Annotated in this window: 24 protein-coding genes; 16 read left to right on the plus strand and 8 right to left on the minus strand. The window is 71.3% G+C overall.

The genetic code is table 11. The features are described from left to right. Positions 1-118: 118 nt before the first annotated feature. Complete coding sequence (locus tag ETD85_RS11495; RefSeq protein WP_138689638.1) at positions 119-1,174, plus strand: class I SAM-dependent methyltransferase; 1,056 nt, start codon at positions 119-121, stop codon at positions 1,172-1,174. Between the two features lie 18 nt (positions 1,175-1,192). On the opposite strand, the gene ETD85_RS11500 is transcribed toward ETD85_RS11495, so the two are convergent. After that, complete coding sequence (locus tag ETD85_RS11500; protein ID WP_138689639.1) at positions 1,193-1,936, minus strand: SDR family oxidoreductase; 744 nt, start codon at positions 1,934-1,936, stop codon at positions 1,193-1,195. Positions 1,937-2,016: 80 nt separating this feature from the next. On the opposite strand from ETD85_RS11500, the gene ETD85_RS11505 reads away from it, so the two are divergent. Further along, positions 2,017-2,508, plus strand: a complete 492-nt coding sequence (locus ETD85_RS11505; protein WP_138689640.1) for an RrF2 family transcriptional regulator — start codon at positions 2,017-2,019, stop codon at positions 2,506-2,508. 519 nt (positions 2,509-3,027) lie between these two features. On the opposite strand, the gene ETD85_RS11510 is transcribed toward ETD85_RS11505, so the two are convergent. Continuing rightward, positions 3,028-3,723 (minus strand): helix-turn-helix domain-containing protein, encoded by a 696-nt coding sequence (locus ETD85_RS11510; RefSeq protein WP_138689641.1) that lies wholly within the window; start codon positions 3,721-3,723, stop codon positions 3,028-3,030. Positions 3,724-3,994: 271 nt separating this feature from the next. Between ETD85_RS11510 and bla the strand changes: the two genes are divergently transcribed. After that, positions 3,995-4,888, plus strand: a complete 894-nt coding sequence (bla, locus tag ETD85_RS11515; protein ID WP_138689642.1) for a class A beta-lactamase — start codon at positions 3,995-3,997, stop codon at positions 4,886-4,888. A 7-nt stretch (positions 4,889-4,895) separates the two neighbouring features. Here the strand turns inward: bla and ETD85_RS11520 are convergent, their stop codons facing one another. Further along, positions 4,896-5,444 (minus strand): dihydrofolate reductase family protein, encoded by a 549-nt coding sequence (locus ETD85_RS11520; protein WP_138689643.1) that lies wholly within the window; start codon positions 5,442-5,444, stop codon positions 4,896-4,898. Positions 5,445-5,725: 281 nt separating this feature from the next. On the opposite strand from ETD85_RS11520, the gene ETD85_RS11525 reads away from it, so the two are divergent. From ETD85_RS11525 to ETD85_RS11565, 9 genes are all read left to right on the plus strand, one after another. After that, the gene (locus ETD85_RS11525; protein ID WP_138689644.1) at positions 5,726-6,601 is read left to right on the plus strand and encodes an ABC transporter ATP-binding protein; all 876 of its coding nucleotides are present in this window, start codon (positions 5,726-5,728) and stop codon (positions 6,599-6,601) included. Continuing rightward, positions 6,598-7,656, plus strand: coding sequence for an ABC-2 transporter permease (locus tag ETD85_RS11530; RefSeq protein WP_138689645.1), 1,059 nt, complete (start codon positions 6,598-6,600; stop codon positions 7,654-7,656). The genes ETD85_RS11525 and ETD85_RS11530 overlap by 4 nt, the downstream gene beginning before the upstream one ends. Continuing rightward, a complete protein-coding gene (locus ETD85_RS11535; RefSeq protein WP_138689646.1) occupies positions 7,653-9,092 on the plus strand; it encodes a S41 family peptidase in 1,440 nt (479 codons plus the stop codon). The genes ETD85_RS11530 and ETD85_RS11535 overlap by 4 nt, the downstream gene beginning before the upstream one ends. 95 nt (positions 9,093-9,187) lie before the next feature. Beyond that, positions 9,188-10,381: an alpha/beta hydrolase family protein gene (locus ETD85_RS11540; RefSeq protein ID WP_138689647.1), complete on the plus strand. Its 1,194-nt coding sequence runs from the start codon at positions 9,188-9,190 to the stop codon at positions 10,379-10,381. Positions 10,382-10,412: 31 nt separating this feature from the next. Further along, positions 10,413-10,793, plus strand: a complete 381-nt coding sequence (locus tag ETD85_RS11545; RefSeq protein ID WP_138689648.1) for a hypothetical protein — start codon at positions 10,413-10,415, stop codon at positions 10,791-10,793. A gap of 114 nt (positions 10,794-10,907) precedes the next feature. Further along, on the plus strand, positions 10,908-11,522 hold the full coding sequence (locus ETD85_RS11550; protein ID WP_138689649.1) for a hypothetical protein: 615 nt from the start codon (positions 10,908-10,910) through the stop codon (positions 11,520-11,522). Continuing rightward, complete coding sequence (locus tag ETD85_RS11555) at positions 11,476-11,970, plus strand: DinB family protein (RefSeq protein WP_138689650.1); 495 nt, start codon at positions 11,476-11,478, stop codon at positions 11,968-11,970. Before ETD85_RS11550 ends, ETD85_RS11555 begins: the two co-directional genes overlap by 47 nt. Positions 11,971-12,148: 178 nt before the next feature. Further along, entirely contained in the window at positions 12,149-12,724 is a 576-nt protein-coding gene (locus ETD85_RS11560) for an RNA polymerase sigma factor (protein WP_206058246.1), read from the plus strand. Beyond that, positions 12,717-13,613 (plus strand): hypothetical protein, encoded by an 897-nt coding sequence (locus tag ETD85_RS11565; RefSeq protein WP_138689651.1) that lies wholly within the window; start codon positions 12,717-12,719, stop codon positions 13,611-13,613. Before ETD85_RS11560 ends, ETD85_RS11565 begins: the two co-directional genes overlap by 8 nt. A 52-nt stretch (positions 13,614-13,665) precedes the next feature. On the opposite strand, the gene ETD85_RS11570 is transcribed toward ETD85_RS11565, so the two are convergent. Next, a complete protein-coding gene (locus ETD85_RS11570; protein ID WP_138689652.1) occupies positions 13,666-14,292 on the minus strand; it encodes a class I SAM-dependent methyltransferase in 627 nt (208 codons plus the stop codon). Between the two features lie 130 nt (positions 14,293-14,422). On the opposite strand from ETD85_RS11570, the gene ETD85_RS11575 reads away from it, so the two are divergent. Continuing rightward, positions 14,423-15,004, plus strand: coding sequence for a hypothetical protein (locus tag ETD85_RS11575; RefSeq protein WP_138689653.1), 582 nt, complete (start codon positions 14,423-14,425; stop codon positions 15,002-15,004). Positions 15,005-15,071: 67 nt separating this feature from the next. On the opposite strand, the gene ETD85_RS63030 is transcribed toward ETD85_RS11575, so the two are convergent. After that, on the minus strand, positions 15,072-15,230 hold the full coding sequence (locus tag ETD85_RS63030) for a hypothetical protein (protein ID WP_170246626.1): 159 nt from the start codon (positions 15,228-15,230) through the stop codon (positions 15,072-15,074). A 261-nt stretch (positions 15,231-15,491) separates the two neighbouring features. Here ETD85_RS63030 and ETD85_RS11580 point away from each other — a divergent pair, with 261 nt between their 5' ends. Further along, on the plus strand, positions 15,492-17,240 hold the full coding sequence (locus tag ETD85_RS11580; protein ID WP_138689654.1) for a hypothetical protein: 1,749 nt from the start codon (positions 15,492-15,494) through the stop codon (positions 17,238-17,240). 14 nt (positions 17,241-17,254) lie between these two features. Here the strand turns inward: ETD85_RS11580 and ETD85_RS11585 are convergent, their stop codons facing one another. The 3 genes from ETD85_RS11585 to ETD85_RS11595 all read right to left on the minus strand — a co-directional run bounded on the left by ETD85_RS11585 (position 17,255) and on the right by ETD85_RS11595 (position 21,347). Next, on the minus strand, positions 17,255-19,144 hold the full coding sequence (locus ETD85_RS11585) for a S9 family peptidase (RefSeq protein WP_138689655.1): 1,890 nt from the start codon (positions 19,142-19,144) through the stop codon (positions 17,255-17,257). A 112-nt stretch (positions 19,145-19,256) separates the two neighbouring features. Then, on the minus strand, positions 19,257-20,273 hold the full coding sequence (locus ETD85_RS11590) for an NAD(P)H-dependent flavin oxidoreductase (RefSeq protein ID WP_138689656.1): 1,017 nt from the start codon (positions 20,271-20,273) through the stop codon (positions 19,257-19,259). Positions 20,274-20,510: 237 nt separating this feature from the next. Beyond that, positions 20,511-21,347 carry a hypothetical protein gene (locus tag ETD85_RS11595; RefSeq protein ID WP_138689657.1) on the minus strand — a complete coding sequence of 279 codons (837 nt, stop codon included), beginning with the start codon at positions 21,345-21,347 and terminating at the stop codon, positions 20,511-20,513. A gap of 134 nt (positions 21,348-21,481) precedes the next feature. Between ETD85_RS11595 and ETD85_RS11600 the strand changes: the two genes are divergently transcribed. Together ETD85_RS11600 and ETD85_RS11605 are read left to right on the plus strand one after the other, a co-directional pair. Then, positions 21,482-22,105: a Pvc16 family protein gene (locus ETD85_RS11600; RefSeq protein ID WP_170246627.1), complete on the plus strand. Its 624-nt coding sequence runs from the start codon at positions 21,482-21,484 to the stop codon at positions 22,103-22,105. Then, positions 22,102-22,956, plus strand: a complete 855-nt coding sequence (locus tag ETD85_RS11605; protein ID WP_138689659.1) for a carboxypeptidase regulatory-like domain-containing protein — start codon at positions 22,102-22,104, stop codon at positions 22,954-22,956. Before ETD85_RS11600 ends, ETD85_RS11605 begins: the two co-directional genes overlap by 4 nt. Positions 22,957-22,969: the final 13 nt, after the last annotated feature.

Genomic DNA, 22,969 nt, shown 5'->3' on the forward strand with positions numbered 1-22,969 from the left:
CGGGACTTCGCGTCCTGAGTGGAGCTGGGCCGATGCCGGGCCGGGCGGTTGTCTTGGGGGGTCGGGTGAAGCGCCTGATCAACCGTGGGCGGGGCACGGAGGAGATAGAGGGGGAAACATGGCAGTCAACGAAGAACGACTCATGGAGTTTCTGCACAAGTTCGTAGGGGATCTCGGCGCCACGATGGCCGCGGGCGGCGTCGTGATAGGCGACCGGCTGGGGCTCTACCGCGCGCTCGCCGACCGGCCGATGCGGGCCGGTGAGCTGGCCGAACGCACCGGCACGGCCCCGCGCTACGTCGAGGAGTGGCTGCGCGGCCAGGCCGCTGGGGGATACGTCACGTACGACGCGGGGACGGAGGAGTACTCCCTGACCGAGGAGCAGGCGTTCGCCCTGACCGATCCGGACGGCCCCGTCTTCATGCCGGGCGCGTTCCAGCTCGCACTCGGCGCGCTGAAGGCGGAGCCGGAGATCACGAAGGCGTTCCGCACAGGGGAGGGCGTCGGCTGGCACCGGCACGACGCGGACGTGTTCGCCGGGTGCGAGCGCTTCTTCCGGCCCGGCTACAGCGCCAACCTGGTCGCCGCCTGGCTGCCGGCGCTCGACGGCGTCGAGGCCAAGCTCCGCGCCGGGATCCGGGTCGCCGACGTGGGCTGCGGGCACGGCGCCTCGACGACGCTGATGGCGCAGGCCTACCCCGAGTCGGTGTTCACCGGCTCCGACTATCACGGCGACTCCGTCGAGCAGGCCCGCAAGCGGGCCTCGGACCTGGGGCTGGAGGGCCGCGTCCGGTTCCAGCTGGCCGGCGCGCAGGACTTCGACGGCGGCCCGTACGACCTGGTGACCACGTTCGACGCCCTGCACGACATGGGGGACCCGCTCGGGGCGGCCCGGCGCGTGCGCGAGCAGCTGGCGGAGGACGGCACTTGGATGATCGTGGAGCCGGCCGCGGGAGGCTCGGTGAGCGAGAACATGAACCCGGTGGGCCGCGTCTACTACGCGTTCTCGGCGTTCCTGTGCGTGCCGAACGCGCTGTCGCAGGAGGGCGGCTACGCGCTCGGCGCGCAGGCCGGCGAGGAGCCGATCCGGCAGCTGACGGCCGACGCGGGGTTCAGCCGGTTCGCCCGCGTGGCGGAGACCCCGTTCAACATCGTCTACGAGGTCAGGCCCTGACCGCTCCCGCCGGAAGCGTCATCCCTGCTTCGTGAGCCAGTCGTCGAACGTGGTCGGGGCGATGCGGGCCCCGTCGCCGGGCAGCAGCACGTTGCCGGCCATCTCCGGGCCGAACAACCCCGACCATGTGGGCACGAGCCGCACCTCGTGACCGCGGGCCTGGTTGGTGCGCCGGGCCAGGTCGACGAGGTCCTGCTGCTCGGGCCCCGCGACGTCCGCGTAGTGGCCCTGGGGCTCGCCCGCGACGATCTCGGCGAGCACGCCGGCCACGTCCGCGGGCGCGATCGGCTGCACGAGCAGCGGCGCGATCGTGGCGACGCCGTCGCGCTCGGTCCAGCTCGCCACCATCGCCGCGAAGTCGTGGAACTGCGTGGCCGGCACGATCGTCCACGGCACCGGACCGGCGGCGACCAGGCGCTCCTGCTCCCGCTTGCCCGCATAGTGCGGGTTGCCGGCAACCTGGTGGACTCCCACGATCGAGAGCAGCACGTGATGCCGAACGCCGGCCCGCTCCTCGGCGGCGAGCAGGTTGCGCGTGGTGGTGGCGAAGAACTCCACCGTTCCTTCCTGATCGGTGGCCGGCGCGTTGGTGACGTCGACCACCGCCTCGACGCCGGCGAGGGCGTCGTCGAGCCCTTCGCCGGTCAGGAGGTCCACACCGAGTGAGCGGCTGATGCCCACGACGTCATGCCCGGCCCGTTCGAGGGCGGCGACGGTCAAGGCTCCGATGTTGCCGGTGGCTCCGGCTACTGCGATCCGCATGATCTCTCCTCAATTGGCGTTACGCGCCGACTCTATCTCGGACTAAATAGATCCTCAATATCCGCGATATCCTGTGAGCTGTGAAGCTGCCTGCGAGCACCGAATGGTTGTTGCACTGCGCCACGACACTGGCGCAGCTGGAGCCGGGAGCCACCGCGTCGGCGGCCCAGCTCGCCGACTACTACGACCTCCCCGCGCCCTATCTCGCCAAACAGCTGCAGGCGCTGGTCAGGGCCGGTGTGCTCGCCGCGACGACCGGCCCGCGCGGCGGATTCCAGCTCGCCCGGCCGGCGGCCGACATCACGCTGCTGCACATCGTCAGGGCGGTCGACGGCGCCTCCCCGCCCTACCAGTGCAAGGAGATCCGCCAGCAGGGGCGCGGAGCGCTGCCCGAGGAGGAGTGCCGGCGCACCTGCATCCTTGCCGAGAAGATGGCCGAGGCGCACAGCGCGTGGCGGCGCAGCCTGGAGGGGGTCTCGCTCGCCGACATCCTCGCCGAGCTGCCCCCGTCGGCTCCGGCCAGGACCCGCTCCCGTCTGGCCGCCATCCCCCGCTCCACACCCTCCCGCTGAAGGACCGGTGACCGTACCCGGCATTCTGCCAAGATCACCACATGCTTCGATTAGCCGTGACACTTCTGGCGATGCTGACGCTCCTGGCCGGCAGCCGTCTGCCGGCCGCACCGCCGACGTTCGAGGCTCTGGCCGCACTGGCCTCCGGAGCTGGCGGAACGGAGGGGCCGCGGAGATCTGGCGTGACGGCTTCGTCCCCATCGGGAGTCTGAGCCAGATGTCGCCGAAGGTGGCCAGGAAGATCGAGCAGGAGGACGCGGCCTGGCGACCGTGCCCGCGTGGCGGCTGCGCTTCTCGAACCTGCCAGGACCGATCGACCGCCGGACGTGGTGGTCCTGGGGATCGTGGTCACCTCTCGGGGCGGCGGCGGCATGTGCGCGGGCGTCGGCCGCGTCGGCGAGCCGTGGTCGAGCTGGTCCGGCCGCTGGGCGATCGGGTGGTGCTGGACGCGGGGAGCGGACTTCCCGTCCTGTGTGCTCGCATCCCCGACGCGTGCCGCGTCGAGCCCAGGTGACAGGTCTAGTACAGCAGCGACAACGGCTCCGGCGGTTGGCGGACGCTCAACTGCGTGGCGGTCCGCCCGACGTAACGGGTCAGCGACCGCGCCAGGTGCGGCTGGTCGAAGTAGCCGAGCCGGTGGACCACCTCCTGGATCGGCTCGCCGCGCTGGATCAGGATCGCCGCCTGCCTGGCCCGGTCGATCTGGCGGACGGCGCCGCGGGTGAGGCCGGTCGCCGCCACGAAGCGCCGCTGGAGTGTCCGCTCGGACACCTCCTGCGCCGCCCCGCGAAGCACGTCCGCGACGATCGGGTCACGGTCCAGGACGCCTTCACGTACGAGCCGCCGCACGAACCACTCGGCGTTGTCGTAGTCAGGCAGCCGCCAGTGCGAACCCTTCAACCAGAACGATCCAGGCGTCACATCGGGAATCTCCGCGGAACCGTCCACGAGCCCGTGGACCGGCAGATGCGGCATCATCGTGCCGAGCGAGAAGCTGATCCCGAAGAACGTGGCCTCGGCCGGCACCGGAGCCGGGCTCGCTCTCGACACCGGCCCCTGCACGCCCACGCAGACCTGACCGCCCTGCTCCCAGAAGACGAGGTCCCAGCGGGACGCGGCGATCGAGGTCATCTGATCGACGCCATCGCTGCGGCTGCGCCACACCCGCTCGATGTACGGCGACTCGGACGGCCGGCTTTCGACTTCCAACCCCACCTGAGCGATTATGTCGCGCTAAATCCGTTTTGGGGCAGGCTACCCGTCACACAGTGCGCGCAGCCTCGTCCCGCAGCTCCTTGGTGGCCGCCCGGTAGGCAACGCCGACCACTACAGCAACCGCTTCACCGCGGCCCGCGCGCGACCCGCCTGACCTGCCTTCATAGGGAAATCGATATCGGCGGACGCCCGAGATCGCTATTAGACAGCGGCTGATCACATCTGCTTGGCTCGCTCCTGAGCTCAGACAGGCGATCAGCAAGGATCCGACATGCGTTACTCCCGGCTCGCGGCCGCGACCGCCCTGGCGATCTCCTTCCTGGCCGGCGGCACCGCCTCGGCGGCGGTCTCCGAAGGGGAGGCCCGGGCCAGGAAGGACCTGCGCAAGCTGGAGGTCTCCTTCAAGGGCCGCATCGGCGCGTACGCCATCGACACGGCCACCGGTAAGACGGTGGCCTACCGGGCGGGTGAGCGCTTCCCGATGCTGTCCACGTTCAAGGCGCCCCTCTGCGCGGCCGTGCTGCAGAAGGCCCGTACCTCCGCGCCCGGCCTGATGGGCAGGGTCGTCAAGTGGACGGCCGCCGACATGAAGCCCAACTCGCCCGTCACCGAGAAGCACGTCAAGGACGGTCTGACGGTCGGCCGGCTGTGCGCGGCGGCCGTCACCCGGAGCGACGGCACCGCGTCCAACCTGCTGCTCAAGCAGATCGGCGGTCCCGCGGGCCTGACGAGGTATTTCCGTACGCTGAAGGACTCGGCCTCGCGGATGGACCGCTGGCACCCCGAGCTCAACGACTGGACGCCGAAGGACGTGCGCGACACCACCACGCCCGCGGCCATCAGCGCCGACCTGCGCGTGCTCACGACCGGACAGGCGCTGCACGACAAGGACCGCGAGCAGCTCAACGCCTGGCTGCTGGCGAACAGGACCGGCGACGAGCGCATCCGCGCCGGACTGCCCAAGACCTGGACGATCGGCGACAAGACCGGCACCAACTCCGACGGGTTCGGCGGCGGCAACGACATCGCCGTCATCTGGCCGGGCAAGGGCGCCGCGCCCATCATCATGGCGATCTACACCAACCGCTCCGCGGGCCTGCCCACCGACAACCAGGCCATCGCGAAGACCGCCGCCATCCTGGCCCGCGGGCTCGGCAAGCTCTGACCGCCCGTCACGAGGCCACGACCGGGGCGTAGGTCAGGTTGAGCACGCCGGTCTCGAACGTCTCGGACCTGACCAGCTTCAGCGGGTAGGTCGGGGTGTCCTCGAACAGCCTCCGGCCATGGCCGACGGCGATCGGGTGCACGAGCAGGGCCAGCTCGTCGATCAGCCCGTTGGCCAGCAGCCAGCGCACGGTCGTGGCCGAGCCGGACATCTGGATGTCCCCCTCGACCTGCTCCTTGAGCTCGCGCAGCCGGGCCGCGACGTCGCCGGAGACGATCGTGGTGTTGGCCCAGTCCGCCTTCTGCAGGCTGTTCGACACCACCCACTTCTGAGCGTTGTTGAGTGCCCTGGCGGCGTCCTGGTCCTGGTCGGTCGTCGTCCAGTAGGAGGACCACTCGTCGTACAGCTTGCGGCCCATCAGGAAACCCGCCGCGCTCTGCATGCCCGCCTCGACCATGGCGCCCATCTCGTCGTTCCAGTACGGGAAGTGCCACTGGTCCGGCGACTCGACGACGCCGTCCAGGGAGATGAAGAAGCTGGAGATGATCTTGCCCATTGTGTTGCTCCTCAGTCCATCGGGATCGCCACGAGGCTAGATGGGAAGACGCGTTCGAGTCTTGTACAGAAGCGACAGCGCCGGGAGGTGGCACGGCATTCGTTAACCGCCAGCTGACGGCCATGATCCTAAAGTGCTAGGAAGCTAGATAAATGGAGCTTTAGTGATCGAGCTCCATCCGGACGGACGTGGCGGCACTGCCGGCGATCACCCCTCGACGACGGAAGCATCGAGGCCCCGTCCGTGACCACCTTTCGGACCGCCTCTCAGGAGGACGTAGCGTGACCGCTGTCCTACAGGCCCGGGAACTGGGCAAGAAGTACGGCAAGCGATGGGCGTTGAGAGACTGCACCATCGACATTCCGGCCGGGCACGTCGTCGGGCTGGTCGGCCCGAACGGCGCCGGCAAGACCACGCTGCTGAAGCTGGCCGGCGGCCAGCTGGCGCCGACGTCGGGCGACATCACCGTCCTCGGCGGCCGGCCCGCGAGCGGTCCGGCGCAACTGGCCAAGGTCGGGTTCGTCGCCCAGGACACCCCCGTGTACGGGGGGCTGAGCGTGGCCGACCACCTGCGATTAGGAGCCAGGCTCAACCCCGGGTGGGACGCCGCGCTCGCCCGGGAACGCATCGGGCAGCTCGGCCTCGATCCCGCGCACCGGGCGGGCAAGCTCTCGGGCGGCCAGCGCGCCCAGCTCGCGCTCACCCTGGGCCTGGCCAAACGGCCGGAGCTGCTGATCCTGGACGAGCCGGTCGCCGCGCTCGACCCGCTCGCCCGCCGCGAGTTCCTGCAGGGCCTGATGGAGGCCGTCGCGGAGCACGAGCTCAGCGTGGTGCTCTCCTCCCATCTGATCTCCGACCTGGAACGGACGTGTGACTTCCTGATCGTGCTGGTCGACTCGCGCGTCCTGGTGACGGGAGAGGTCGACAAGCTCCTGGCCACCCATCACCGGCTCACCGGCCCGCGCCGCGACCCCGCCCGGCTGCCCGCCGACCAGGAGGTCGTCTCCGCCCGCCACACCGACCGGCAGAGCACCATCATCGTCCGCACCGAAGCCCCGATCCTGGACCCCGCCTGGACGGTCAGCCTGCTCAGCCTGGAAGACCTCGCCCTGGCGTACATGGACAAGTCCGCCGCCGACCTGGAGGTGCAGCGATGATCTGGCTGACCTGGCGCCAGCTCCGCGGCGCGGCCGCGATGATGGCCGTCCTGCTGGCCGGGCTCGCCGCCGTCCTGGCACTGACCGGCCCGGGCCTGGCCTCCGGCTACGCCACCGGGATCACCTCCTGCACCCAGAACGCCGACTGCACGCGCTTCTTCGACAGGTTCTTCGACGAGTACCAGATGGCCTTCCTGGGGGCCACCGTCATCGTGCTGGTCCTGCCGGGCCTGATCGGGCTCTTCTGGGGGGCGCCGCTGATCGCCCGCGAGCTGGAGACCGGCACCCACCTGCTGGTCTGGAACCAGAGCATCACCCGCACCCGCTGGCTGGCCGTCAAACTCACCGTCACCGGCCTGGCCACCGTGGCCGCCGCCGGGCTGTGCAGCCTCGCCGTGACCTGGTGGTCCGGCCCGCTGGACCAGTCCGCCGCACCGGGCTTCGGGCTGATGGACCCCCTGGTGTTCAGCGCGCGCGGTATCGCGCCCATGGGGTACGCGGCCTTCGCCTTCGTCCTCGGCGTGACCGTGGGGATGCTCGTCCGCCGCACCCTGCCCGCCATGGCCCTCACCCTGGCCATCTTCGCCGCACTCCAGATCCTCCTGCCGCTGACGGTACGGCCCCACCTGCTCCCTCCGATCACCTCGACCTTCGAGCTCAACCCGGCGAACGTGGACTCGTTCGGCATGCCTCACGGCGCTTCGTCTCCGCGACTGATGCTGGAGCAGGCCATCCCCGGCCACGTGGGTGCCTGGGTCCTGTCCAGCCGCCTGCTCGATCCGTCCGGACGCCCGATCGGCGACGTCACCGGCGGGCCCGTCCAGGTGTCCATGACCTCCGGACCCTGCGCACCGTCCGCGATAGAGCCGCAGGGCCGGCAGGGCTTCGACGGGTGCATCGCCGAGATCAACCGGCTGGGCTACCGGCAAGGGGCGACCTACCAGCCCTTCGAGCGGTTCTGGCCCTTCCAGTGGATCGAGACCGGGTTCTACTCCCTCCTCACGCTCGGCCTCGCCGGCCTCTGCTTCCGGTGGATCAGAAGGCGACTGTCATGACCGTCAAGGCCGTGACGGCGGGGCTCGTCCTCCTCATGGCGGTCGCCTGCACGGGCCAGACGCCGCCGCGCAGCCTGCCCGGCGCGACGGCTGGCACCGGATCTCCCGCCTGCGCGTCGCCCGAGGGGGGCGCCGCCACACCGCCGGAGACGCCCACCACGATCGACGTGATCGAGCAGGCCTACCTCTGTATCCTCGCCAACTACTACAGCGGATCGACGCTGGACACCCGCTCGCTGCTGACCGCGGGATTCATCGCCTTCACGCAGGAGCTCAACCGCAGCGGGCGCGACCTGCCCGACGCCACGATGCCGGCGCTGACCGGTGACCGCAAGGCCGACTGGGCCGCGTTCGAGGCGGTCTACCGGCAGGTCACCGGCGGGCTGCCGGGCCAGGCCGACCTGCAGGAGAAGCTGGCCGCCGCCACCCTGGAGGCCATCGTGGCCAGCCTGGGGGACAACCATGCCCGCTGGCTTCGCGGCGGCCGGCGGCCGCCCGGCTACTACGACGGCGACCTGTACGGCCTGGGCCTCAAGGCCAGCGCCGGCCCCGAGGTGAACGCCAACCCGGGAGCCGCCCTGCCCCCGCTGTTCGTCACGGCCGTCCAGGGCGGAGCGGCGGAGACCGCCGGCCTGCGCCCCGGCGACGTCATCGAGTCGGTCGACGGATCGGCCCCCTTCATCGACGGAGACGTCACCCCGGCCGCGGTCATCGCGCTCTACCCGCAGTACCCGCAGGCCGCTCCGGTCCGGCTCCGGCTGCTGCGGCAGGACACCGGCCGCCGCTGGAGCGTGACGCTGAAGCCCGGCCTGTTCCAGCCCGACCCGGCCACCATGCAGGCGGTGACGCCGAAGCTGCTGCGGGGCGGCGTCGCCTACGTGCGGCTCCGCGGGTTCGCGCCCGACGCCGCGGACCGGGTGTTCAGGGCGATCTCCAGGCTGGGGACCGGCCGGACGCTCACCGGCGTGCTGCTGGACCTGCGCGGCAACACCGGCGGCAGCCCCGTTGAGGCGACCCGGCTGCTGAGCGCGTTCGCCCACGGCAAGGTGACCGCGTACCAGTGCGCCGTGAACGGGACCTGCCAGACCATGCGGACCGACGACAGCGTCGCGCTGCTCGACCTGCCCCTGGTGGTGCTCACCGACCGCGGCTGCGCCTCGGCGTGCGAGCACTTCAGCGCCGCCGTCAAGGATCTCCGCCTCGGTCAGCTGGTCGGTACGCGTACCGCGGGCATCGTCGCCGGCCCCGCCCAGCCGTACCGCCTCGGCAACGGCGTCATGCTGAGTTTCCCGTCGCTGCACCACCTGGCGCCCGACCAGGAGGAGATCGACCGGATCGGCGTGGCGCCCGACCACCACGTGCCGCTGACCCCGCAGGACGCCGCCGCCGGGCGCGACCCCGCACTGGCCAGAGCCCTGACCCTGCTGCCCGGGTGATCCCTGCAGCTGGCCAGAGCCCCGACCCTGCGGCCCGGGTGATCCGGGCCCATCCCTTGCCGTCAGGTCGTCCCACAGAAAGGACGGACTGCTTCATGAGTCATGCCACCAAGGCGCGTCGCGGCCTGGTCGCCGCCGCCGGGCTGGTCGTCCTCGCCGCGGCCGCCTGCTCCACGCCCATTCCTCCCCGGTCCGCCGCGACCGCCCGCCCGTCGGCCGCCACCGGGACCCCGATCCTGCCCGCGCCCATCGGCGAGCACCCGGTCGGGACCACCGTCCTGCAGCTGAAGGACACCGGCCGCCCCGACCCCTGGGTGCCCGAGGACCAGGCCAGGGAGCTCATGGTCACCCTGTGGTATCCGACGCGGGCACGTGCGGGGCAGCGGGCCCCCTACATGACGCCGAAGGAGTCGGAGCTCCTCCTGAAGGGCAAGAGGGTGGCCACCACGTCGTACGACCTGCTGAGCAAGACACGTACCAACGCCTTCAGCGACGCGAGACCGGCCGGGCGCAAGGGCAGCCTGCCGCTGGTGGTGCTCTCCCCGGGGTTCACCATGCCCCGCAGCACGCTCACCTCGCTGGCCGAGGACCTGGCCAGCAGCGGGTACGTGGTGGCCGGCGTCGACCACACCTACGAGAACTACGCCACGACCTTCCCCGGCGGGCGGGTCGCCGACTGCGTCGCCTGCGACAGCGACTCGGACTTCGGCTTCGGCACGAAGGTGGCCGGGGTCCGGGCAGCCGACGTCTCCTTCGTCCTCGACCAGCTGACCGGGCCGAAGGCGAAGTGGCCGGGCTCCTCCCTGATCGACACCTCCGAGATCGCCATGGCCGGCCAGTCGATCGGCGGAGCCGGCGCGGTGGCCGCGATGCTGGCGGACCCCCGGATACGGGCGGGGATCGACATGGACGGCACCACGTACGCCCGGATCCCGAAGAGCGGGCTGTCGCGGCCGTTCCTGTTCATGGGCTCGGCCGGCCACCTGCTGGGAGGCCGCGACAACTCGTGGGAGCGCGACTGGAACCTCCTGACCGGCTGGAAACGCTGGCTCGCGCTGCCCGGCGCGGATCACCAGTCCTTCACCGACGTTCCCCTGCTGGCGGGCCCGCTCGGCATCCCCATCCCGGGCGATCTGACCGCGGCCCGCTCCACAGAGATCACCCGCACGTACGTCCGGGCCTTCCTCGACCTGCACCTGCGTCACCAGCCGCAACCCCTGCTGGACAAGCCGTCGCCACGCTACCCCGAGGTCAAACTCTGCGACCCGGACCGGAAGACGTGCGATTGACAATGGCAGGCCACTCGGTAAGGTGCACGGCGTGCTGCATCCAGCGGCGGTCGATCTCGGGCGGGAAGCCGCCCGACGCCTGGCGTTGTCCGGGGTCTGTGAGATCAGGCCGGGTCTGACCGACCGGGAGTTCGCCCAGATCGAGGCGGAACACGGCGTCGAGTTCGCCAACGACCACCGCGCCTTCCTCGCCGCCGGGCTTCCGATCAACTCTGCCCGGCCGGAGGAGGGCGCCACGTGGGAGCGACCCTGGCCGGACTGGCGCGAAGGGGAGGACGAGGAGCTTCGCTTCCATCTGGACTGCCCCGTCCGCGAGGTCCTGGGCGACGTGGAACGCGGTGCCTGGTTGGGGGTCGCGAGACCTTGGGTGAAGGGAGATCCGCTGCCCATGTGGGGCGAGTTCCTCCCCTGACGGCGGCGACCGGGCCAGCTCCGCCGCGACGCAGCGTCCGGCCGGCTCGGGCCAGCTCGGCCGCGATACCTTCGGTGCGGTCCAGCCGGCTCCATGACCGGAAGGTCGGCTCCGATGAGGCGACTGCGGGACATCGCGGCAATGCTCGCCGTGGCCGCGACCCTGACCGCCTGCACCGCCGGCCGAAGCGCCCCTTCCACCGGGGCGGTCCCGCCGCCCTCGCCGTGCCCGTCCGATCGCACCTGCCATGCCGTCGTCGGCACCGACCCGGCCATCGTCGTCTATCGGGGGCCCTTCTACTCCAACCTGATGCCGTTGACCGGCCGGCTCCGGTGGGTGGAGAGCGAGTCCTGCCTGGTCGTTCAACGGGAAGACAACCCGACGAACCGGTTCAGGACGTTCTTTCCCGTGTGGCCCGAGGGCACGAGACCCGTTCGCGCGCCGGACGGCAGACGCGGCGTCGAGGTCCCCGGCGCCGGGCAGATCCTGGAGGGGGTCCTGTTCCAGGCGGGCGGCTCGGACTTCCCGGCCGGCCTCACCCCGCCGATCCCCTCCGTCCCCACCTTCGACCGGCCTCCCGGCGCGTGTTCGGCCCACGACGGGTTCTTCGTCATGAGCTCCTGGGGGACCAGCCGGTTGCAGCGCGCCGGTGGCCCGCCCGCGTCCGCGTTACCGTGGTGGCATGGCGGAGACCCAGCGGGAGCCGGTGCCACGCGTAGACGCGGGTGAGCTCGACACCGCCATGGCGTTCCTGTCGTTCGCCCGGCACTGCGTGCTGAAGAAGGCCGGTGGGCTGTCCGACGAGCAGCTGCGCCGCGTCCTGGTCGCCAGCGGCACCTCCATCCTGGGCCTCGTCCAGCACCTGGCGGAGGCGGAGCGGTACTGGTTCGGCCACCACCTCGCCGGGGCCGCCTGGTCCGCGGACGGGGAGCACGGCATGGCCGTCCCACCCTCCCGCACCGCCGCCGACGTGCTGCGGGACTACCGGGCGGCGATCGAGGACAGCGACCGCGCGATCCGCGCCGCCGGGGGCCCGGACGCGCGCTTCGCCGTGCCGGTCGACGGCAACCGGCACACGCTCCGATGGGTCATCGCCCACATGACGAGCGAAACCGCCCGGCACGCCGGACACGCGGACATCCTCCGCGAACAGCTCGACGGCACCACCGGCCGCTGAGCACGGAGCTACGTCAGCGCCCTGAGTGCCTCGGCACAGGCGGTGCCGCCCTGCTCGGAGGCGAGGCGGACACCGAGTCGGCGGCGTCCGGCCGGAAGCGTCCCGGCACCCGTGAACTCCTGCCGCCGCATCGGGCTAATAACGGATGTGAACCGTGAGTACGGCGAGAAGGACATCCATGAGCCCAGCTGACGTGCTCGACGACGAGACGGATGACGCGCTGCTGGTCGCGCGGTCCCTGGGAGATCCCCGATGGTTCGGCGAGCTGTTTCGCCGGCACGCCCCGCCGCTGCACCGCTATGCCGCCCGCCGCCTCGGTGGCGACCTCGCCGACGACATCGTGGCGGAGACGTTCCACACGGCCTTCAAGGCGCGGGCCGGCTACGACCCCGCCCGGGGCGACGTGCGGCCGTGGCTGTGGCAGATCGCCACCAACCTGATCCGCCGGCACTACCGTTCCGAGCTGCGCATGTACCGCGCGCTCGCGCGGACCGGCGTGGACCCCGTGCTGGAGAGCCATGCCGACATGGTGGACGAGCAGGTCAGCGCCGCCGCGGAGACCCCGCGCCTGGCCGCCGCGCTGGCGGGGCTGCGCAAGGGCGACCGCGACGTCCTGCTGCTGACGGCGTGGGGCGAGCTGAGCTACCAGCAGGTCGCCGACGTGCTGGACATCCCCGTGGGCACCGTGCGCTCGCGGCTGAACAGGGCCCGGACGAAGGTACGCGACGCGCTTGGAGGAGCCGCTGATGAATGAGACCGAGCTGTTGCGGCGGATGAGGTCGCAGGTCCCGCTGCACGACCCCGACGAACTGGCGCTGGCCATCGGCTGGCGGCCGGAGGAGCCGCCCAGCCGCTCCCGCCCACGGGTGGTGCTGCGCCGGCTGCTGGTGGGCGCGCCGGTGACTGCGGTGCTGGTGGCCGTCGCCCTGGCCGTCACGGCACTGCCGCCGGGGAACGCGACCTCGTACGCCAACGCGGCCATCGACGTCAGGCAGGAGGGCGGCGAGTGGGTGGCCAGGATCAAGGACCCGCTGGCCGACTACCAGAAGTACGCTGAGGCGTTCGGCGCCGTGGGGTTGAACGTCGAGCTCCAGCTCGTGCCGGCCTCGCCCACGAGGGTCGGCGACCTGGTCCTTGCCGCGGGCACGCCGCCGTCCGGCGAGTTCGGCGGCGGCCTCGAACCCGAGGGCTGCAGGGCCGGGCAGCCCGGCTGCCACCTGACGTTCCGCGTCCCCGTCGGGTTCGAGGGCCGCGTACGCGCCCAGCTCGGCCGGCCCGCCGCGCACGGAGAGCGCTACCAGGCGGCGGCCCACGCCACCGACGCCGGCGAGATGCTCGAGGGCGTCCAGGTGGAGGATCGTTCCGTGCGCCAGGTGCTCGGCGAGATCCGCCGGCGCGGCCTGGAGGTCGTTTTCCAGCAGGTACGAGCTGACCCGGGCAATCCGGAGATCAACTTCATCGACGGGAAGAAGGGCCTGTTCCATCTGTCGTACGAACCTGTCGCCCCGGACGCCGTCGGCCGGGACTGGCTCGTGTGGGCGGCCGAGCCGCAGAGCGAGGGCGTGATCAGGCTGCTGGTCACGCCGGAGCCGCTGCGGCCGAGCACCCCAACCCCTGGCGAGACGTCCGCGCCACGAGATTGACGACCGCCGCGATGACCACCGGCCGGGCGGTCGCGCACGATGGCCGGCCGGATCAGTCAGCCGGCTTGCGGGCCCAGAACAAGGCGTGCCCGCTGTCGCCCTCCGGGACGAACTCCTGGGAGGTGACCTCCAACCCGGCCCCCCGCAGCCACGACTGGTAGGTGGCGGCGTCGGCGTGGCTCCACCACATGGGCGCGGTGCCTCCGAGCCAGTTGGCTTCGGCGCCGGTCCAGGCCTCCCAGCCGGTGGTGATCAGCAACCGGCCCGAAGGGCGCAGCCAGGTGGCGATGCGCTCGATGAGAACGGGCTGCTGCTCAAGAGGCATGTGGATGAGGGCGTAGAGGCATATGACCGCGTCGAAGCCGGCGGCCGGCAGATCGAGGGTCATGGCGTCGGCGCGGACGAAGGTCGCGTTGGGAACGAGGCGGCGCGCCCGCTGGATCTGCACGTCGCTGATGTCGACCCCCGTCACCTCATGCCCGGCCGCGGCGAGTGACCGCGCGACCGGGACGCCGCAGCCGCAGCCGAGGTCGAGCACGGATGCCCGGGCGGGCAGGCGGGATCGGAGCATCTCGAGCAAGAGGGCGTACTCGTCGGCGTCGGCGTCGGCGTCGTCACTGCGATAGCGGTACGACAGGGCGTCGTAGCCACGCCGGACGAGCTCGGTTTCCGCGCTCATGCAGACCAGGTTATAGATCGCGATGACCCGGCGACGAGTGGCCTCAACAAATCTTCAGCGGATGCTCAACACGGTGGGGCTCAGACTCGGCGCGATGTTCAAGCTCCGCAACGAAAGGAGAAAGGGCTAGATGAACCGGTCATCTGCCGTACTGCTCATCCTCGGCACCGTGCTCTCCAGCGTCCTGGTGCTGGGCGGAGCGCAGGCTGCCCTGGGCGTCTCCGCGGCACCAGCACACACCCTCGCCCAGGACCCGGCACCGGAGCCGACCGCCACGGAGCCGACCACACCGGAGCCGACCACACCGGAGCCGACCACACCGGAGCCGACCGCGCCGGAAGGAGACGGCCAAAGCCAGACGCAGCAACCTCTCGGTCAGGCCCTGGCCGCCATACCGGACGCCTGCACGGCCTACGGCTGCTACACCGGAGACGGCTGGGGCTCCGGCTTCGGCCGCTGGGTGGCCGACGGCGACAAGATGTGGGTCTGCGACCGGTCCGCCGATGGGTGGTCGATCGTGGTGGTCACCGACATCGGCACCAGCGCCAAGCCGAACAAGTGGCACACGAGCGGTGCGGGAAAGTGCACCGAGCGTTCGTTCGGCGATGTCGCCGAGGGCCAGTCGATCGCGTTCTACACCTGCCTGGGGGACTACAGCGACAGCTACATCCTCCCGGGTTCGTGCGGCCCGGTCGTCTCCGGCACCACCTGAGCCACGGGACGATCCGCTGCTCATCGGCCACCGGGCAGGCCGGTCCGATGAGCAGCGCCCCCGCCGCTCACGCTCCCCAGCGGGAGGCGTCGGCCGCGAGCTCCAGGGTCGTCGGGGCGCCGCGTTCCCTGGCGAGCTCGCCGGCGATGGTGAAGCGGGCCGCGGCCTGCGGTGCGCGGGCAGGTCTGCGGCTGATGTGGCCGGTGGCTTCGAGCTTGCGGATCATGATTGTGACTCTGGGCAGCTGGCCCGAGCGTCCTCGGTCGTCTGCCGGCGTGAGGGCGTGAAGTATGGCGGAGCGGCGATGCGATGACTCCGTTCGTTCCCTCCATACTTCGTCGATATGCAGCACTTATCTGCGGCAGAAGAACGGCTTCGGGACGCATACAAGAACGGCGAGTCCCTCGACCTCCGCCCTGTACGGCCCGCCGCGGCCGACAGCAAGTCGTCCCCCGACCGAATCATCAGAGCCGACTTCATACGGCACATGCTGCTCGCTGCGACACCGCCGGGACCGGCCGGCCGATACGGCGTGCGGGTCACTGGTGCCGAGATCACCGGCGGGCTGAGCCTGTCCCACGTCGGCGTCGCCGTTCCACTGCAGTTCCGAAATTGTGCCTTTGACACGCCCCTCGATCTGACCGGGGCCGCGCTCCCGTTCCTGGATGTCAGCGGAAGCACGTTCCCTGGACTACGTGGGGAGGGCCTGCGGGTTGACGTCGGACTGCTCCTGGCGGAGTGCATCGTCGACGGTCCTGTTCATCTAACGGATGCGCGGATCGGCGGCTCCCTGCGTATGGACGGCGCCACCATCGACGGGCACGGAGACGTGGGATTCATCGCCGACAACGTTCATCTGTCGGGACGGCTGTGGGCCGAGAACTTGGTGATCAAGGGGACGTTCCGGATGCACAACGGTGACGTGTCCGGCTCGATCGGCTTCTGGGGGGCCGAGTTGCACTCCCCAGGCGGCTACGCGCTCCGTCTCGGTGGCCTGCGCTGTCGTGGTGGAGTGTTCTGCAGCGGTGGCTTTCGAGCGATCGGTGCCATCAGGGCCATCGGGGTGGAGTTGTCCCACCTCACGCTACGGAACGCAAGCCTTTCCGCACCCGACGACCTGGCGCTCGATCTGACGGATGCGCGAATCGCCCGGCTCGACGCTGGGGAAGACCTGCGGGTCACCGGCGTGCTCTGCTTACGCAACGCCCGCATATCCGGCACCGCCGATCTGACCGGCGCTGGGCTGAACGCCGGCCCGGATCGTATCGCGCTCGATGCCGAGGCTCTTGAGGTCGGCGATTCCCTGGTTCTGTCGGAGGTGCACGCCACGGGAGGATTCAACCTGCTCACCGCCCGTATCGGCGCCCGCGTCTACCTGCGAAACGCAAGGGTGTCCGCTGCCGGGAAGCAGATCGCCTTCCGCGGCTCCCGTCTCAGGGTCGGAGCCGATCTGTTCGCCGAACGCACAGTCTTCGACGGCGAAGTTCGACTCAGCGGTGCCCATGTGGGGGACAACATCCTGTTCGGCGATGCTGTCTTGCGCAACGGCACCGACACGGCGCTGCGTGCTGAGGGGATGCAGGCCCGCTACCTGGACCTGCTGTTCGCCGAGCAGGCCCAGGGCAACGTGAACCTCCAGCACGCCCAGGTGAACGTGCTCCGCGACGACCCATCGACGTGGCCTGCCGTACTGAAACTCAACGGCTTCGTATACGACACGCTGCAGCCACGGGAAAACGCGACCGTAGAGAAACGGCTGGCCTGGCTCGCCCGAAACGAGGGCTCGTTCCAACCGCAACCCTTCGAACAGCTCGCCGCCTATTACACGAGTGTGGGCAACGACGCGGACGCCCGTCGAGTCCTGCTGCGGAAGGAGCGGGAGTACCGTGCCGCCCAGCCCGCCGCCGGTCGCATCTGGAGTCATGCCCAGGATGTGACGGTGGGGTACGGCTATCAGCCCTGGCGGGCGGTGAGTTGGCTCCTGGCCTTCCTCATCGCAGGAAGCGTGGTCTACGGGCTCTCCCCTCCGGTGGCGGTCAAGCCCGCAGAAGCTCCCCCGTTCAACGCCGTCGTCTACACACTCGACCTGCTCCTGCCCATCGGAGACCTAGGCCAGCAGCGCGCGTTCAATGCCGCCGGTCCGAGCCAGTGGCTGTCCTACCTGCTCATGGTGGCCGGCTGGGTGCTGGTCACCACCATCGCCGCCGGCGTGGCTCGCGTGCTCAGCCGCAAGTGAACGCCACCGCCGCCCTACAGGTGCCGTCCCCACCAGTCGAGGATGGCCTCGAAGCGGGCCACCCGATGGCTGGGGAGCCCCGCGCGGGACAGCTCGTGCCCCTCTCCGGGGAACAGCAGCAGCTCCGTCTCCACCCCCTGCAGCTGAAGCTTGACGAACAACCGCTGCGCCTGCTCCACCGGGCACCGCCAGTCGTGCTCCGAGTGGATGATCATGAACGGCTTGGCGATCTGGTCGGCGTGCGTCAGAGGGCTCTGCTCCACCCAGCGCGCCGGGTCGTCGCCGTACAGGTCGCGCGCGAACGACCACCCGATGTCGCTGCTCCCGTGGAAGCTGTCGATCGCGTTGACCGCGCGCTCGCTGATCGCCGCCTTGAACCGGTCGCCGTGGTGCGCTGCCAGCCACGTGGTCATGAAGCCGCCGTGCGAGCCGCCGAGCACTCCGGCGCGGGAGGCGTCCAGGCCCCCGCCGGCCAGTGCGGCGTCGAGCAGCGCCAGCAGGTCGAGTGCCGACAGGCGGCCGACGTCGCCGATGATGTGCCGGCCGTGCGCCTGGCCGTAGCCGGAGGAGCCGCGCGGGTTGCCCATGACGACCGCGTACCCGGCCGAGGCGTAGACCTGGGCCTCGTCGAAGACGTGCCAGCCGTACTGGGTGAAGGGGCCGCCGTGGATCATGAGGAGTACGGGGTGCGGCCCCTCACCGGCGGGCCGGACGATCCAGCCGTGCACGGGGTAGCCGTCCGGGGCCGTGCCGGTGACCTCCTCGATGGGCAGGACGTCGAGGCCGTCGCCGAAGGAGGTGAGGGTGATCTCCTTGCCGTCGTGGAGGGCGACCAGCTCGCCGGGGGTGCGGGGGCCGGCGACGGCCGCGACGGTGACGTCCGCGGCGTGGGCGACGGCGGTGACCTCGCGCGGGCCGTTGATCAGGACGCCGGGCTCCGTGCCCGCGTACGGGACGAGCAGCAGGTCGATGGCGCCCCGGTTCTCCACGGTGACGAGCACGCCGTCGTGGGTGGGGACGTATCGGGCGGTGGGGAGGTGGAAGCGCTCCTCGTCGGTGAGGCGGCGGGCCGCGCCGCCGGCGAGCGGCACCAGCCAGAGCCCGAAGTTCCTGGCGACCACGTGACGGCCCTCGGGGCCGGCCTCGGCGCCGAGGAAGCACAGGGCGTCGCCGTCCGGGGTGAACCGCGGCGCGGCCACCGCCTGGTCGGTGGCGGTCACGCGGCGCAGGTCCGAGCCGTCGGGAGCGCTCACCCACACGTCGTTGGTCAGCGTGCTGTCGCGCTCGTCGTGGCGGGCGGCCACGAACGCCAGCAGCGCGCCGTCCGGGCTCCAGGCGAGCCCGCTGTGGTCGAAGTCACCCTCGGTGATCTGGGTGGGCGAGGGCTGCTCGGCGAAGGCGTCGACGACGAAGACGTGCGCGCGCCGGTCGAGGAAGAAGCCCAGGTTGTCCAGCCGGTACTTGAAGCCGGTGATCCGGCGCGGCCGTTCCTTGTCCGGTTTGGCCTCGCCGTACCGGCCGTCCTCGGGCACGCGCGCGACGAAGGCCAGGTGTCGCGAGTCAGGGCTCCACACCGGCTCGCTGACGCCGAGCGGCTGGTCGCTGACCTTCCACGGCTCCCCGCCGCCGGTGGGCATCACGTAGAGCTGCGGCTTGGCGCCGTCGCCGCCGCGGGTGAAGGCCAGCCAGGCGCCGTCGGGAGAGTACGCGGGCTCCTCGTCGCGCGGACCTCTGGTCAGCCGGCGCGGCTCGGCGGAGCCGTCCGTCGGGACCAGCCAGAGGCCGCCGCGGTACTCGTCGGCTTCGAGGTCGGGCCGGGTCACGGCAACGACCGCATGCTTCCCGTCGGGCGAGATCGTCGGTGCGCCGAGGGCATGCAGAAGGGAGATATCCGCAGGTTTCATGCGAATGACCCTAGTCGTACTGCTTCGGGGGCCGCAGCGGCGGAGATCACGGCTTTCCGTACGGTCCGCGGCCCGATCACCGTTCCTCCACGACGGCGCCGGCCGGGCCCGGTCAGGCTCGGAAGCCGGTCAGCACCCGCTCGGCCTGCTCCATCATGTCCCTGACGATCTCCGCGGCCGGCTGGATGTCGTGGACCAGGCCGACGCCCTGCCCCATCAGCCAGGGCATCTCCTCCCAGTCGGCCTCCGTCTTCGGGACCGGCAGCAGCAGGCCGAACTTGCGCATCGCCGTCTCCTCGCCCTGGACGACCGTGCTGCCGACCCGTTCCAGGGAGCCGAGATCGGCCGGGATCTCCGCGAGCCTGTCGTCCCACTCCGACACCACGCGGTTGCGCTGAAGGCGCATCGGGTTGAACCGGGGGAACTCCGGCCCGAAGATCGACGTGAGCACCGAGTCGTCCCCCGCGGCGGCGACCAGCCGCCGGTGATGCTCGGGATGCACATGGGCCTCGCGCGAGGCGACCATCCGGGTCCCGACCCACACCCCGTCCGCCCCCAGGCACAGGGCGGCGGCGACCTGCCGCCCGTCCGTGATCCCGCCGGCGGCCAGGACCATCGCGCGCTCGCCCACGGCGTCCACGACGGCCGGTACGCCGACCATGGTCGGCAGGCCGCCGTAGTTGTGGCCCCCGGCCTCCCAGCCCTGGGCGATGACGACCTCGGCCCCGTCGTCCACGGCGAGCCGGGCCGCGTCGGCGGAGCCGATCTGCTCCCATACCGACACCCCGGCCTCGTGCAGCGGCTTCAGCCGGTCCGCCGGCGGATGGCCCCAGTGGAACGAGACGATCGGCACGCGCTCCTCGGCGCACACCTCGACCTGCTCGGCGGTGCTGAAGAAGGTGATGAGGTTGACGTTGAACGGCGCATCTCCCGTCCGTCCTCTGACCTCGCGGATGACCTGGCGGAGCTGGTCGGGAGGCAGGAGCCCGGCGCCGATCGCGCCGATGCCGCCCGCGTTGGTGACCGCCGCGGCGAGATCGGGCGTCTCGCCGACGAAGGCCATCCCGGCGCAGGCGAACGGGTACGGGGTGGCGTACTTCGCGGTAAGTCTGGTGGACAGCACGGACATGGCGGCGTCCTTCCTGGAGACTCTCCGCCCATCGTGGTCCCGTCCGGCTGGATTGCCTATACGCCCCGGCGGGCTGTCCGGTACCGGCCGCACGACACGCCCGTAGACCTGCGGACCGCCCACGGCCGGACTCCTCGCCGACCTGGGGGCTTGCGCGTTGCCTACCGCCGGGCTCCTCGCCGACCCGGAGGCCGGCGAGCGCCGATCACCGCCTCATGACGTCCGGCCTTTGGCGTCTCACTCGGCGTCCTCGTCCAGCCGGGTGAGCTTGGCGTACTGGGTCAGGACGTCGTCCACGGGATCCTCCCGCAGGCGCTTGCAGTACGCCTTGTGCGCCTCCTGCCGGCATTTCTGCGTCGCGATCGCCCCGCCGAGGACGGCCAGCGCCCGGTGCCCGCGCAACGCGCAGGTCAGCCCCCTGCACAGGCAGTCCATGAAGGCGTGCACGTTCGCGAACCCCCGCCAGATCTGGGCGTCGCGCAGCTCGAAGGCGGCCACCACGGCCCTGACGTAGAGGCGGTGGAGCTCCTCCTTGCTCTTGGTCTCGCCGCCCAGGTCGCTCTCGATCGCGGCGATCTTCGCCTGCAGCTTGGTCACCCGCTGGGGCAGGGCCACAGGCTCCTCGACGACCTCCTTGAAGCACTCCACCGCCGCGTCGGTACGGCGCTTGACGTCGGCCTCGCGCTCGACCAGGACCTTCAGCGGCACGTTCTCGACGTTCAGGTCGAAGTCGCAGGGGTCGTGCACGCAGCACCCGGTCAGCCCGGGGCAGTCGGCGAGGTCCTGGGCGACCCGCTTCCACGCCTGGTCGAGCTTCTTGATCTCCTGCTCCTCCAGCAGGCACCGGATCTTGTTGATCAGGGTGGCGGCCTTCTTGGCCAGCTCCTGCACGACCGGCGCCGCCTCGCCGCGGGCCTTGACGTAGGAGGAGCGCGCGCCGTCGTACTTCTGGCGGAACTGCCGCAACGTCTCGGCCGCCGCCTGCGTCAGCTCCGCCTGGCGGATGATGCCCTGGGTGCGGCAGTTGAGGTCGTCCAGCTCCTCGAGCCCGCACTCGGCGCAGGGTTTGCTCATCGTCTGTTCTTGCTCGGGTTCCGGCTCGGTCCGGTATGCGGCCGCCATCGCTCCTCCTCCGTTGCTGTCGCGAGGAGTGTCCGGCCTGCGGCGTCACCTCACCGTCGCCGGGGCTGACCTGTGGAGACGGTGCGGTGACGGCGGGCGCCGAGCATCGCTGCATGGCCGGGTTCCAGGCGCTCGCCGCGGCGGGCCGCAGCATCAAGGGGCTGCTCAATCTACGCATCGGTGAGGAGCTGGGCTCGGCGCGCCGACCGTCGGCCGTGCTCGTCGGCAGCAACGATCTCGACCAGGTCGGGAAGGTGGGCGGCGTCATCCAGTTCCCGGCCGTCTCGGTGTTCTGCTACCGGCTGTCCATCGACCGGGAGACCCGGGCGGGCTGGTCGGCGGTGGCCAGCGCAGACGGCATCCCCCGGCTGCCGCTGCGCATGCACATGCTGATCTCCGCCTGGGACGACAACGTGGAGTTCGAGCTCGAATGGCTCGGCCTGGCGGTGCGGATCCTGGAGAGCGAGCCGACCCTCACCGGCCCGCTGCTGCACCCGAGCGGCGACTGGGATCCGGGCGACGCGATCCACGTGGTGCCGGACGAGCTGGCGCTCGACTCCATCAGCGACGCCTTCCAGGCGCTGACCGCCGACTTCCGGCTGTGCCTGCCGTACCTGGCCAGGGTCATCCGCGTCGACGGCCGTCGCGAGCCGGTCGCCGGCCGCGTCGGCACCGTCGGGGTGCGCCAGGGGCTGGCGGCCCGGCGATGACCGCACAGCCGAGGTTCGTGGAGACGAGGACGGCGCACCGGCTCGCGCTCGGCATCGAGCCGATCGACGCCGTCACCGGCCGCCCCAGCGGCCACCCTGTCGAGGCCGGCCTGCCGCTCCCCGGCACCCCACCACCCCTCCCTGACGGGCTGATCGCGCCGCCGGAGGCCCACGCTCCTCCAGGCGGGCCGGTCGTGCCGCTGGACGGGGTCGGGCACGGGCGCTTCGTGCTGCGCCACAACTCGCGCCGCGACCTCTGGCCCACCCCGCGCGCCGCCGAGCTGCGGATCCTCCTGCGCGACCCGCAGCGCCGCTACGTCCCGCGCCTGCTCACGGTCTCCCTGTGGCGGCGGCGCGAGCTGGAGGACGCCGAGACGGCCGGCACCCCCGTCCCGGTCCTGGCCCGTACGCTGCGCCCCTGGCTCCTGCCCGGCAGCGCCTACCCGCTGCCCCGGGGCACCACCGCCGTGCGGGGGACCGTGCGCACGCCGGCGGGAGCGCCCGTCCCCTGGGCCCGCCTGGAGGCGGTGATCTCCGGCACACCGACCGTGGCGGGCCGGGCGCACGGCGACGAGCGGGGCGAGTTCCTGCTCATCGTCGCCGGGCTGGGCGACGCGGGCCTCAACGTCGAGAACCTGCCCGTGATCGAACTCGACGTGCGGGTGCGAGCGCGCCGGCCGCCGCCATCGGGCGTGCCCGAGGAGGCCGTGCCGCGTGCCGACGTTCCCGACACCCCGCTCCTCCGGGGGGAGATCCCTCCTCCCGGCTACGTGGCGTCGCCGCCGAGGACCCTGCGGATCTCCGTGGGGCGGCTGCATGCCGAGCCGCTGCCGTTCCCGTTCCCCACCTGAGATCGCGACCGAG

This window comes from Nonomuraea zeae, from assembly GCF_005889725.1.
Lineage (GTDB): Bacteria > Actinomycetota > Actinomycetes > Streptosporangiales > Streptosporangiaceae > Nonomuraea > Nonomuraea zeae.